The sequence below is a fragment of the Aerococcus urinae genome (genome assembly GCF_001543175.1).
Classification (GTDB): Bacteria; Bacillota; Bacilli; order Lactobacillales; family Aerococcaceae; genus Aerococcus; species Aerococcus urinae.
The window spans coordinates 1173929-1187460 of record NZ_CP014161.1 but is presented as its reverse complement, the minus strand read 5'-3'; the positions used below and the strand labels follow the sequence as shown (position 1 = coordinate 1187460).

Below are 13532 nucleotides of genomic sequence, written 5' to 3'. Positions count from 1 at the left end.
TCTAATCCAGCGCTATTTCCATGCATAAAACAATAAATTAGGAAAGGTCGTGTTGATTAGCGATGGAAGAAGAAATTAGTTTATTAGATCTCTGGCAGATCATCAAAGAACACATTTATGTCATCTTTATCAGTAGTTTGGTAGGAGTCCTCTTAGCAGCGGGCTACGCCTTCGTCTTAGCGACGCCTATCTACCAGTCTTCTACCGAGATCTTAGTTAACCAAAGCGATAGTAAAGGGCCAAATAATACCCTCAACCAGGACATTAACGCTTCCCTGCAATTAATTAATACTTATTCTGATGTTATTCGTAACGAAGTGGTCCTGAGTCCAGTGATTGACCAACTCAATTTACAAGAAAACCCTGACCAACTCCGGGAAAAGATTTCAGTGGAAAGTAAGAACAATTCCCAAGTCTTCTCCATTATCGTCAACGACCCTAACCCTGAACGTGCCGCGACCATCGCTAACACTACCGCAGAAGTCTTCCAAAAGGCTATCCGTAAAATGATGAATATCGATAATGTGTCCATTATTTCTAAGGCCCAAGCCTCTCAGACACCAGTTTCCCCTCGTAAGGGCTTAGCCCTCTTAATCGGTTTAGTCCTAGGCATGGGGGTTGGTCTGGTGATCGCCTTTATCCATGAACTTACCGATAACACGGTTAAGGATGTTGACTTCTTGACCAAGGAAATCGGTTGGAACATGTTAGGTCGGGTCAGTGAACTGTCTGAAAATGACTTGAAAGTCACCCACCAGGCTAATGAATTACAACAAATTTACCACCCTGACCAAGACCAAGGGCAAGAGCGCCGTCGTGAACGGGTATAAGGAGGTTATTAGCTATGTTTGGTAGAAAGAAAAAAACAGAAATCAAAAAGCCAGCCGACCGTCCCGGTTTAGTGGTGGTTGATAATCCCACCTCAGCTATGGCGGAACAATTCCGGACCATCCGGACCAATATTCAGTTCTCGATGTTGGATAAGGAACTGAAGACCTTCAATATCACTTCGCCAGGCCCTTCATCAGGGAAGTCTTTCTTAGCGGCTAATATTGCTGCCGCCTTTGCCAGTGATGATAAGCGGGTTCTCTTGTTGGACGCTGATATGCGTAAGCCTACTGTTCATAAGACCTTTGGTGTCCTTAATGATCGTGGCTTAACTAATCTCTTGACCGATAACCGGCTGGAAATCCACCAAGTGATTAAGAAGTCCTATGTGCCTAACTTATTCTATTTAACCTGTGGCGCGATTCCGCCTAACCCTTCGGAGCTCTTGGCTTCCAAACGAATGCAGGAATTAATGGAACAATTGCGCAATGTCTTTGACATTATTGTCTTGGACTGCCCACCAGTCTTAGCAGCTACCGATGCCCAAGTAGTTTCAGCTCGGGCAGACGGAACGGTGGTCGTGGTGCCTTATGGTCAATGCAGCAAAGATGAAGTCAAGGAAAGCCAAGCCCTCCTAGACAAGGTCAATACCAATGTCCTTGGAGTCATTATGAACCGGACCGAAAGAACCGAAGACTACTATTACTACTACGAGGAAGAATAAACCGAGAAGGAGTAAAGTCCTGTGATTGATTTACACTGCCATATCTTAATGGGTTTGGATGACGGGCCTAAGCAAATTGAAGATTCATTAGCCCTGGCTAGGCAAGCCCAAGCTCAAGGCGTGACCCATATTGTCTGCACCCCCCACCACATGAACCGGTCCTGGATGAATCCTAGGACCAAGGTGGCCCAGGCTATCCAAGATTTCCAAGCTCTCTTAGACCGGGAAGGAATAGATCTCACACTCTTCCCCGGTCAGGAACTGCGTTTGCATGGAGAAATCCTTGATAACATCAAAAAGGGTCAGATTTGTTTCTATGATGAATTTGGCAAGTACCTTTTGATTGAATTCCCCACTGGAGGAGTTCCTCAATATACCGACCGGGTCTTCTATGAACTAGGTATTCAGGGTATTCGCCCAGTCATTGCTCATCCGGAGCGCAACAAGGCCATTCAAAAGGATCCCGAGATCTTAAAAGACTTGGTGGAAAGGGGGGCTCTAGGTCAAGTCACGGCGGCTAGCTTGAACGGTAAACTAGGCCGTCAAGTCAAGCGACTATCCCTGGACCTGATTGAAGCCAATCTCATCCATGTGGTGGCTTCAGATGCCCACCACCCCAAACGCCGTCCCTTTGACTTGGCTCCGGCCTATGATCAAGTGGAAAAGAACTTCGGTAAGGAAGTCAGCCAGCGTTTTGACCAGACTGCCCGGGACTTAGTCAATGGCGATCCCATTGATATTGGTGGGGTGAGTTCGGTTCGGAAGAAGAAGTTTTTGGGTTTGTTTTAAGTAGATGTCAACATTTAAAGGATTGATAAAGATGGAAGGTTTTAGTGAATGAAATTAACCCGAAGAAGGAAGCAGGCAACGATCATCTTATCTGATGCCCTTAGTGTCTTGCTAAGTGCAAGCTTGTCGGTCTATTTGATCCAGTTCTACGTCCATAATAATTTATTCCAATATGCGACTATTGCCAGCATCTATCTACTGGTCTATTTATTATTTTCCTTCAAGCAACATAATTTTTCAGGCATCATCCGTTTCTTTAACTTTTCGGATGCCCGTCAACTTATTCTAGCTAATATTATCGCCGGTGCAGTAGCCTTTATCACTGGCACTATGGTCTTCAGCCGGGTAAGTAACCGTTACAGTTTCCTCTTATTATTCTTTGCGACCGCCTTTATGTTACTAGCGCGGATGTTGTGGAGGACCTATGTTGACGAAAAGAACCATGTCAGAGCTAAGAGTGATACCAATGCTCCACGCTTATTATTAGTTGGGGCAGGGGATGCCGGAAACTTATTTATTGAAAGCTTCGCTAAGGCTGGCGACCGCTTTTCCATTGTAGGTTTAGTCGATGACGACCCCAACAAACAGGGCGTATATTTACGAGGTTATCCAGTTCTGGGGCAAATTGACCAAATCCCTCAAATCATAGACGCCAAACGGGTGGACCAAATTACCATCACCGCACCATCCTTACCTTCAGAAAAGGTGGAAGAAGTCATTCGCCTAGCCAATGAAAAAGACGTTTCAGTTAAGCAAATGCCGGAAGTGGAGCGGGTCATGGCCGGCGACTTGCAAGTGGCTATGCGGGACATTGAAATCAATGACCTCTTAGGTCGAGAAGAAGTTGAACTTGATGACCAAGCGGCTATTGATACCATTGGTGGGAAGACCATCCTGGTGACTGGGGCAGGGGGTTCAATCGGTTCAGAAATTTGCCGGCAACTGCTCAAATTTGGTCCCGCTAAGTTACTTTTACTGGGCCACGGAGAAAATTCGATTTATTTAATTGACCGTGAGCTCAACCACTTGAACCAAAGTGGGGTTCAAATTGTGCCGATTATCGCTGATATCCAAGACCGCAAACACATTAACGACTTAATCAAACTTTACCAACCCAATATTATCTACCACGCCGCAGCCCATAAACATGTTCCCTTGATGGAATATAACCCGACCGAAGCGGTCAAAAATAATATCTACGGAACCTATAATGTGGCCCGGGCGGCGGAAGAAAACGGGGTAGAACGCTTTGTCATGATATCCACTGATAAGGCCAATAATCCCCCCAATGTCATGGGGGCAACCAAACGGATTGCGGAAATGATTGTGACCGGGCTAAATGAAGAGAGTCAATGTACCTTCTCTGCCGTGCGTTTCGGCAATGTCTTAGGTAGTCGGGGGTCAGTGATTCCCCTCTTCAAGAAGCAAATTGCCGCTGGAGGTCCGGTGACAGTGACCCACCCGGACATGCGACGTTACTTCATGACCATCCCAGAAGCTAGCCGACTCGTCATTCAAGCCAGTGCCTTAGCTGAAGGCGGGGAATTATTTATCCTCAACATGGGTAAGGAAGTCTACATTAAGGACCTGGCCCGGAAGATGATTACCCTTAGAGGTTACAGTGAAGATGAAATTGAAATCAAATACGTGGGCATGCGTCCTGGTGAAAAACTCTATGAAACCCTGCTCTTGGATGATGAGACTACAGACCGCCAAGTGGATGACAAGATCTTTGTGGGTAAGGTCCACAATAAGAGCTTGAAAGAAATCAGATCTTTTGTAGAGAGTTTAGATCTCAGTGGCCATGATGATAAGTTAAGTGAGAAGTTGACTACTTTTGTCCATCGGGACGTTGAAGCGGAGTAAATAAAAAGGAGAAAGTAATGTATATAAAAGTAAAAAGACTTATTGATTTTATACTAGCGCTCATTGCCCTAATCATACTTTCTCCTCTATTTTTATTGATAGCACTCTGGATAAAACTGGACTCAAAAGGCCCAGTTTTCTTTAAACAAAAGCGCATTGGTAAAAATAGAGATTTTTTTTATATTTACAAGTTTCGTTCCATGCTATCGGAAACACCGGCCGATATGCCTACCCATTTATTAAAGGATCCAGCAGCCTTTATCACTAAATCAGGAGCCTTCTTGAGAAAGACTAGTCTGGATGAACTCCCCCAGCTAATTAATATCTTAAAAGGGGAGATGGCTATTATTGGTCCTCGTCCAGCTCTATGGAATCAGGATGACCTGGCTGATGAGAGGGATAAATACGGGGCCAATGATGTTCTTCCCGGTTTAAGTGGCTGGGCGCAAATTAATGGTCGTGATGAACTTCCTATTGATGTGAAAGCACGCTTAGATGGGCAGTATGTGGAGAATATGGGGCCAGTCATGGATATCAAGTGCTTCTTTGGGACGTTTGTTAGTGTTATTCGTCATGAAGGCGTCGTTGAAGGTGGCACCGGAGCTATCGAAAAGGCCAAGCAGGAGTTGGAGGAAGAAGATAAATGAAGAAAATCCTAGTTACGGGAAAACATTCTTATATCGGTAACCAATTTGAAAAATGGTTGGCACAGTGGTCGGAAGACTATGAAGTAGTTAAAGAGAGTCTCAGAGACGGCACCTGGCGACAAAGTGACTGGTCGAACTATGATGCCATCCTGCATGTGGCAGGTATCGCTCATAATTCCTCGGATCCTAAATTGGAAGACTTATATTATGAAGTTAATCGGGACCTAACCATTGAAGCAGCCAAGAAAGCAAAAGCAGAGGGCGTCGGTCATTTTGTCTTTATGAGTTCTATCATCGTTTTTGGTTCTAAGGTAAGTAAGATTACCCGAGATACGCCAACCAATTCTGATAATTTCTATGGGGATAGTAAATTACAAGCAGAAGCAGGTTTACGAGATTTAGAAGACGATCAGTTTAAAGTCGCCATTGTTCGACCCCCCATGGTTTATGGACCAGGCTCGAAGGGGAATTTTCCAAAGCTTGTCAAGCTAGCAAAAATAACGCCTATTTTCCCTGATTATGAGAATAAAAGAAGTATGATTTACGTTGATAATTTGATGGCAGAATTACAGGCTATTGTGGATAAAGAATTATCAGGATATTTTCATCCGCAGAATAGGGAGTATACTTGCACTAGTCAAATGGTTTATCAAATTGCTAATTACACAAATAATCGAATACTAAAACCGCGTTTTTTTACACCTTTAATAAATAAATTTTTAAACCTAAACATAATAAATAAAGTATTTGGCAATCTTTATTATGATGAAATGACGAATAATCGCACTCGAAATGTAAATTTAGAGACATCGATCAAATTATCGTTAAGGGACAAGGGGTAATATGGTAAAAAAGATACTAATAATTAGTCAGTACTTTTATCCCGAAGATTTTAGAATTAATGATATAGCTGTAGAACTCGCTAATAGAGGGTATGATGTGAAAGTTCTAACGGGTATTCCAAATTATCCAGAGGGAAAATTTTATAAGGGATATAATTATCGTTCAAACCGGAGAGAATTTTATAAAGGTGTTGAAATTATTAGAATTCCTTTAATATCACGTGGGAAATCTTCAGTAAGGCTAGCATTGAATTATATGTCCTTTGTAGCATCAGGTTATCATTTTGCCCGGACAACAAAGCTTAAACCTGACGTGATTTTCACCTATGAGGTAAGTCCAATGACTCAAGCATTAATCGGACCTTGGTTAGCTAAGCGATTGAACATTAAATCTTACCTCTATGTATTAGATTTATGGCCTGAAAATTTAGAAGTCGCGGCTGGGATAAAGAATCCTCCAATTATTGGTGCTGTAAAGAAAATGGTTACTTATATTTATAAAAATACAGATATTATAATGGCTTCTTCTAAAAGTTTTGTGAAATCTATTCAAAATGATTACCCTATTGATTCAAATAAGGTCAAATACTGGCCTCAATATGCTGAAGAGATTTACTATACCTTGGATAAATCTGAAGATAAATATGAATGGGTAAGAAATAGTGATCAATTGACAATAGGTTTTACTGGAAATATTGGCTATGCACAGGGCTTGCAGATCTTACCAAAAGTAGCCAGTGAGTTGAGGCAAGAAGGAGAAAAAGTCCTTTTTGTTATTGTAGGTGACGGAAGAGCAAAAGAGGATTTATTAAATAGAATAACTCAACTAGGAGTTAGAGAATATTTTCAATTTATCGAACGGCAGCCTTCCAGCAAAATATCTGGTATCTTAGCTGAGGTTGATATCGCTTTTCTTAGTTTTGACCAACACCCTATCTATAGCAAAACTATTCCAGCTAAGATGCAGACCTACATGGCTTGTGGTAAGCCATTACTAGTTAGTGCTAGCGGTGAAGTTGAAGATATAATTCATGAGAGTCAAGCAGGGTTAACCTGTAAAGCGGGAGATTATAAACAGCTTACTAAATTAATCAAAGAATTTATTAACATGGACAAGAATAAATTGAAAAAAATGTCAATTAATTCACGTAATTATTTTGAAAAGTACTTTTCTAAGGAATTATTGATGGATCAATTTGAAAAATTAATCAATGAAAGGTAGATTTCTATGTCAATTTTTAAAGATAAAACCCTTTTAATTACAGGCGGTACTGGTTCATTTGGAAATGCGGTTTTAGACCAATTCCTAAAAACGGATTTAAAGGAGATCCGTATATTTTCTCGTGATGAATTAAAACAAGACAATATGCGTCATAAATACCAACAAATTGCACCAGAATTTTCTGACAAATTGAAATTCTACATTGGTGATGTCCGTGATATTAATAGTATCAGACCGGCGGTAAGAGGTGTAGACTATATTTTCCATGCTGCAGCCTTAAAGCAAGTCCCTTCATGTGAATTCTTTCCGATTGAAGCTGTAAAGACAAACGTTCTAGGTACTGAAAATCTTTTAACTGCTGCTATTGACGCAGGTGTAAAAAAAGTTATTTGTTTATCAACTGATAAGGCTGCTTATCCTATTAATGCTATGGGCATGTCTAAGTCCTTGATGGAAAAAGTAATCGTAGCCAAATCAAAAACAGTTGATCCAGAAGAAACCATGATTTGCTGCACTCGCTACGGAAATGTTCTAGCTTCACGAGGTTCAGTCGTACCACTTTTTATTGAACAAATGAAAAAAGGGAAAACTTTAACTGTTACAGACCCAACGATGACACGATTCATTATGACTCTTGAAGAAGCAGTAGAACTAGTACTTTATGCCTTTGAAAATGCTGAATCGGGTGATATCATGGTCCAAAAAGCACCAGCATCAACGATCGGAGACTTAATGGAGGCAACACGGCAACTGTTTAACCCTGATGCTCCTAGTCAAATTATCGGTATTCGTCACGGAGAGAAAATGTATGAAACCCTCTTAACTAATGAAGAGTGCGCCCATGCTGTTGATATGGGGAATTTTTACCGAGTACCTGCTGATAAACGTGATTTGAATTATGATAAATACTTCAAAGAAGGCGATGAAGATCGCAACCTTTTAGAAGAATTTAATTCAAATAACACAATTCTAATGACTGTCGACCAAGTGAAAGAGAAGCTATTAACCGTTCCTCTTATACAAGAAGAATTGCGTAAATGGAAGGAAGAAAATTAGTAATGAAGGTATTAGTGACAGGTGCTAGGGGCTTTATCGGACAGAATCTCATTGCTCGATTAAACTATATGGATAATATTGAAATCCTAGCATACGGTTCTGAATCATCTTTAGAAGATTTGGAGACTTATACTAAAGAGGCTGACTTTGTTTTTCATTTAGCCGGAGTTAATCGCTCAAAAAATGAAGAGGACTTTAAGAAAGGTAATACCGATCTCACCCAGACTTTACTTGACTTACTGGTTAAAAATTACAATACAGTACCTGTTTTAGTGACAAGCTCTATCCAGGCTGATAGAGATAATGCCTATGGTATTAGTAAAAGGCGAGCAGAGGACTATGTGTTTTCATATGGAGAAAGTACTGAGGCTAGGGTTTATGTTTATCGCCTTTCAAATGTTTTTGGGAAATGGTCACGACCAAACTATAATACCGTAATTGCTACTTTTTGCCATAATATTGCTAGAAATTTACCTATTCAAGTCAATGATCCCAATACAGTTCTTGACCTTATTTATATCGATGACCTAGTTGATGAGTTCATAGGTGCTATGCAAGGAAAGGGTCATAGCGATGGTAAGTATTATAAAGTGCCTATTTCCTATCCTAGAACACTGGGTGAAATTGTGGAATTATTGAAAAGCTTTAGAGACTATCGTAATACTCGGATACTACCTAATCTTGATGATGATTTTACTAGTAAATTGTATGCTACTTATTTGAATTTCTTGCCTGAAGATGATTTTTCTTATCCCTTAATTATGCATGAAGATCCCCGTGGTTCTTTTACGGAGTTTTTAAAGTCACCTTATGCTGGGCAAGTCTCTATTAATGTTTCTAAGCCTGGAATTACCAGAGGAGACCATTGGCACGATACTAAAAATGAGAAATTTCTTGTGGTTTCAGGAACAGGGATTGTAAAATTTAGAAAACTAAACGACGATAAAATTATTGAATATCCTGTGTCAGGAGAAAAGTTAGAAGTTGTTGATATCCCCACAGGATATGCTCATTCGATTGTTAATACTGGTGAGACTGATCTCGTTACTGTAATGTGGGTTAATGAAATGTATGATCCGGATAATCCAGATACTCATCCATTGGAGGTTGAATAATGGAAAAATTAAAAGTGATGACTGTAGTAGGTACACGACCAGAAATTATTCGTCTGTCTGCAGTTATTCAACAATTAGAAGATTCAGAAGCAATTAATCATATTCTCGTTCACACAGGCCAAAATTATGACTATGAATTGAATGAAGTTTTCTTTGAAGACTTTGGTTTGAGAAGACCTGATTACTTCTTAAATGCTGCAGGAGATTCCCCAATGGCAACAGTAGGTCAAATCCTTGCTAACATTGATCCGATTTTAGCTGATGAAGACCCAGATGCTTTTCTTGTTTTAGGCGATACTAACTCTTGTTTGTGTGCTATTGCTGCTAAACGTCACCATATTCCTATTTTCCATATGGAAGCAGGTAACCGGTGCTTCGATCAACGAGTTCCCGAGGAAACGAACCGTAAGATCGTCGACCATATTTCTGATATTAATTTGACCTATTCAGATATTGCTAGAGAATATCTATTAGCAGAAGGACTACCAGCTGATCAGGTTATTAAGACAGGAAGTCCGATGTTTGAAGTTCTCAACAACAAGCTGGATGAAATAAAAAAAGCTGATAGTTATCAAAAACTAAACTTGGAAAAGGGTAAATACTTTGTTGTTTCGGCCCACCGTGATGAAAATATTTCATCAGAAAGAAATTTCTTAAATTTAGTTGATTCGCTTAATGCAGTGGCTGACCACTATCAATTACCGGTCATCGTTTCGACCCATCCAAGAACTCGAAAAATGATTGAAGAAAAGGATGTTCAGTTTAATGAGCTAATTCATCTCATGAAGCCAATGGGCTTTATTGACTATAATAACCTGCAATTAAATGCTAAAGCAGTTCTTAGCGACAGCGGAACAATTTCTGAAGAGTCTTCCATCTTAGGTTTTAGAGCCCTCAATTTACGTGAAGCACATGAGAGACCAGAAGCAATGGAAGAAGCTGCTGTGATGATGGTTGGCTTAAATAAGGAACGTATTCTACAAGGGCTGACTATCTTAGAAACACAAGAGCCAGGCACCCTAAGACAGGTTGCTGATTATTCAATGCCTAATGTCTCAGATAAGGTGTTGAGAATCATTGTCTCTTATACAGATTATGTGAATCGTGTGGTGTGGAGTAAGTAAAATGAAAGTTTTACAGATAAATTCAGTAATCGATTTTGGGTCTACTGGGCGTATTTGCAGAGACTTGTATGACTTTCTTGAAGCAAATGGTCACGAATGTGTCATTGCTTATGGAAGAGGAAAGTCTACTCCTGGCTATAAGACGATTAAAATCGGATCAAAGATAGATCAGGCGTTCCATGGTGTATATTCTCGACTATTTGATCGTCATGGATTTGCCTCAAGACAAGCGACTGGACAGTTAATTAAAGAAATTGAAAAATTTGATCCAGATATTATTCATCTCCACAATATACATGGCTATTATTTAAATGTTGAAATTTTATTCAATTATTTATCTACAAAAGATACGCCTATTATTTGGTTATTGCATGATCAGTGGTCAATTTCTGGCCATAGTGCCTATTTTGAATTGACAAATAATGGGGAAATACCAAGTGAATTATTAAATAGAGAAGATTTGAAAGAGTATCCTAAATCTATATTCGTATCAAACTTCGAAAAAAATTTAAAAGATAAAGAAAAACTGTTTACTTCAGTTCAAAATATGACTATAGTGACACCTTCTAATTGGTTAGGAAGTATAGTAAAAAAATCATTTTTAAATAAATATCCAATCGTGACTATCTATAACGGCGTTGATATCGATGTTTTCACAGTAGATTCTAAAAATAATGATTATATAAGAAAGCAATGGAATGCAGAAAAGAAAACTGTGATTTTGGGTGTTGCAGCTATTTGGGATTCTAGGAAAGGTTTAAAAGATTTTATAAAACTAAATCAAATGTTATCTTCTGCCGACTATCAAATCGTATTAGTAGGAATTGATGAAAAAACAAAAAATAAATTACCAAAAGAAATTATAACTATTGAAAGAACGAATTCTGTTGAAGAATTAAAGGATATTTATAATGCAAGCGATATTTTTGTTAATCCAACATATTTTGATAATTTTCCTACTGTAAACATAGAAGCCTTGGCTTGTGGAACTCCAGTAATAACTTATGATACTGGAGGAAGCGGTGAAAGTATAAATGGAAATACCGGAACTATTGTCGACCAAGGAAATTTTGATATGTTATTAAATGCTATTGAAAAGTGGGGAGGTAAAGTTCCAGCCGTTAAAAAAAGCTGTCGTAGAAGAGTACTAGAGAAGTTCAATAAACAGAAGAATTACAAACAATATTTAAATTTATATAACGAACGTTTAAATCTAAAAGGAAAAGTTAATTGTTGAATAAAGCTGTATATTTATAAATTAATTGAGGGGAGGAAAGATAGTGACGATATACGAGTGGATTTTTTTACTTATTACATTATATGCGATTGTCTGTAGTTTTATCCCTGATGACAAAATAAGTAGACTGCTCTTTACCACATTTAGTTCATTACATTTGTTTATCATCCAAGGGTTGAGAGGCACACATGTAGGTGGAGATTTACCAGGATACCAAACCTTTTATCAGGTAACTACTAATTTTTCAGATGTAATTAATGGGAAATTCGAGATTGGATATAATTTCATAAATTATATTTTTAATATTTTACAGATTAATTTCCAGACCTTTATAGGAATAATTTCATTTTTTGTTATTTTAATCTTTTCAATATATATATATAAGTACTCATATAATTTGTTCATTTCATATGGATTATATTTATTTTTTGGATTGTATGATTTTGGTTTCAGTGGGTTGAGGCAAATCATTGCAATGAGTATCTTACTTATTTCTTTTAAATTTTTAATTGAAAAAGATTTTAAAAAGTTCCTTATTTTTACTACATTGGCAACGTTAATTCACACAACAGCTATTAGCTTTTTTATCGCATATCCCTTAATTAATTCGAATTTTATACAAAAAATATATAATAAATTTTTTGTTGTGATTTTACCTTTTATTATATACTTTGGCGGATTAATCGTTTATCAGGTACTTAAATGGTTCCAGCCCCTATTACTTGTGAAATTTAATTTAATCTACAGTGAAGGATTTGGAATGGATGAAGTATTTATCATATTAATATATTTATCTGGTATATTACTACCACTCTTTAATAAAAAGATAAAAAAAGATAGACTGTATATTTCTTTACAATTATTATCTTCTATAACTCTTGGCATCCAACTTTTATCTCCATATTCATATTATTTTACAAGGTTTAATTTATACTATTATCAATTTATGGTTATATTTGTTCCTTACATATTTGAAGGTTATGCAAGGTATATTATGGGGAAAAATAAGTTTGTTTATTTGTTTTTAAGGTATTCAGCACTTCTTATATTCTTTTTTGCCATAGTATTCTTTTATCATGGGTATATCCAAACAAATCCTCATAAAATTGTGCCATATTCTTTCTTTTAGAGAGGGGGTTAGTAATTGATATGCTAGTTTCAATTATAATAGCAGCATATAATGAAGAAAAAAATATTGCTCGAATGTTAGACTGCATCATGAACCAATCGTATAGTGAGTTAGAAGTGATTATTATTGATGATGGCTCAACGGATACTACAAGTACAATTTGTAAAAAATATGCAGAAAAAGATTCAAGATTCCACTATCATTATAAAGAAAATGGTGGAGTTGCAGCAGCTAGAAATTTAGGATTAAAACTTATGACGGGGAATCTTGTAACTTTCCTTGATGGTGACGACTACATAGAAAATAATTTTATTGAAAAACTAAATGAGTATTTTCATAATAAAAAAGATATTGACTTGGCGATTTGTAGTTATTATCAAAATAATAAACTTATTAAATTTAATGAAAGTATTGAAGATAGGGAATATGTATTGTTGGATATTATACGACCAGATGGAAGTAAAGGCTATTTATGGAACAAATTATTTTCAACACATATTATTAGAGAAAATGAAATAGAATTCGATGAAAAAATTAAAGTGACAAGTGACTTACCTTTTGTTGTTGAGTATGTTTTAAATTGTAATCGAATTAAATATTTATCGAAGCCATTGATTAATTATTCAATAAATGAAGGTTCTATCTCTAACAATTTATATAATAAAAAAATTCTTACTCAAATCTATTCGTCACAGTTATGTATTGACTTGCTGAAGAGAGAAAATATTGATAATTCTATAGTACAAAAATACATAGAATCTTATTTTAGGATGTTAACAGGAACAATACTGAAGAAGAAATTTAATACAACATTAGATGAGTTGTTATATTTAAAAGACTCTTTGTATAAATATGAATTTACTAATATTGAACATAAAATTACTAGATTGAAGTTCTTTTTAGCAAAAAATAAAGTTAACTATGAAATCAAATTATCAAAATTGAAAGGATAG

At 37.3% G+C, this 13532-nt stretch carries 13 protein-coding genes; all 13 read left to right on the top strand.

Annotation, left to right across the window (positions count from 1 at the left end; genetic code table 11):
• The first annotated feature begins 62 nt into the window (after positions 1–62).
• Genes AWM73_RS05425 through AWM73_RS05365 form a run of 13 tightly spaced genes read left to right on the top strand, consistent with a single transcriptional unit; the run spans position 63 to position 13532 of the window.
• Complete coding sequence (locus AWM73_RS05425) at positions 63–830, top strand: YveK family protein (protein WP_060778427.1); 768 nt, start codon at positions 63–65, stop codon at positions 828–830.
• A gap of 14 nt (positions 831–844) precedes the next feature.
• Positions 845–1552, top strand: a complete 708-nt coding sequence (locus tag AWM73_RS05420; RefSeq protein WP_060778426.1) for a CpsD/CapB family tyrosine-protein kinase — start codon at positions 845–847, stop codon at positions 1550–1552.
• Between the two features lie 21 nt (positions 1553–1573).
• Positions 1574–2341 carry a tyrosine-protein phosphatase gene (locus AWM73_RS05415; RefSeq protein WP_060778425.1) on the top strand — a complete coding sequence of 256 codons (768 nt, stop codon included), beginning with the start codon at positions 1574–1576 and terminating at the stop codon, positions 2339–2341.
• Positions 2342–2389: 48 nt separating this feature from the next.
• Positions 2390–4207 (top strand): polysaccharide biosynthesis protein, encoded by a 1818-nt coding sequence (locus tag AWM73_RS05410; RefSeq protein ID WP_060778424.1) that lies wholly within the window; start codon positions 2390–2392, stop codon positions 4205–4207.
• A gap of 17 nt (positions 4208–4224) precedes the next feature.
• A complete protein-coding gene (locus AWM73_RS05405) occupies positions 4225–4854 on the top strand; it encodes a sugar transferase (protein ID WP_060778423.1) in 630 nt (209 codons plus the stop codon).
• Positions 4851–5696, top strand: a complete 846-nt coding sequence (locus AWM73_RS05400) for an NAD-dependent epimerase/dehydratase family protein (protein ID WP_060778422.1) — start codon at positions 4851–4853, stop codon at positions 5694–5696. The genes AWM73_RS05405 and AWM73_RS05400 overlap by 4 nt, the downstream gene beginning before the upstream one ends.
• 1 nt (position 5697) lies before the next feature.
• A complete protein-coding gene (locus tag AWM73_RS05395; protein WP_060778421.1) occupies positions 5698–6918 on the top strand; it encodes a glycosyltransferase family 4 protein in 1221 nt (406 codons plus the stop codon).
• Between the two features lie 12 nt (positions 6919–6930).
• Positions 6931–7974, top strand: a complete 1044-nt coding sequence (locus tag AWM73_RS05390; RefSeq protein ID WP_174519270.1) for a polysaccharide biosynthesis protein — start codon at positions 6931–6933, stop codon at positions 7972–7974.
• A gap of 2 nt (positions 7975–7976) precedes the next feature.
• Positions 7977–9089 (top strand): polysaccharide biosynthesis C-terminal domain-containing protein, encoded by a 1113-nt coding sequence (locus tag AWM73_RS05385; protein WP_060778419.1) that lies wholly within the window; start codon positions 7977–7979, stop codon positions 9087–9089.
• The gene (gene wecB, locus AWM73_RS05380) at positions 9089–10213 is read left to right on the top strand and encodes a non-hydrolyzing UDP-N-acetylglucosamine 2-epimerase (RefSeq protein WP_060778418.1); all 1125 of its coding nucleotides are present in this window, start codon (positions 9089–9091) and stop codon (positions 10211–10213) included. Before AWM73_RS05385 ends, wecB begins: the two co-directional genes overlap by 1 nt.
• A 1-nt stretch (position 10214) precedes the next feature.
• The gene (locus AWM73_RS05375; protein WP_060778417.1) at positions 10215–11450 is read left to right on the top strand and encodes a glycosyltransferase; all 1236 of its coding nucleotides are present in this window, start codon (positions 10215–10217) and stop codon (positions 11448–11450) included.
• 43 nt (positions 11451–11493) lie between these two features.
• Positions 11494–12579 (top strand): EpsG family protein, encoded by a 1086-nt coding sequence (locus tag AWM73_RS05370; protein WP_060778416.1) that lies wholly within the window; start codon positions 11494–11496, stop codon positions 12577–12579.
• 20 nt (positions 12580–12599) lie between these two features.
• Complete coding sequence (locus AWM73_RS05365) at positions 12600–13532, top strand: glycosyltransferase family 2 protein (RefSeq protein WP_060778415.1); 933 nt, start codon at positions 12600–12602, stop codon at positions 13530–13532.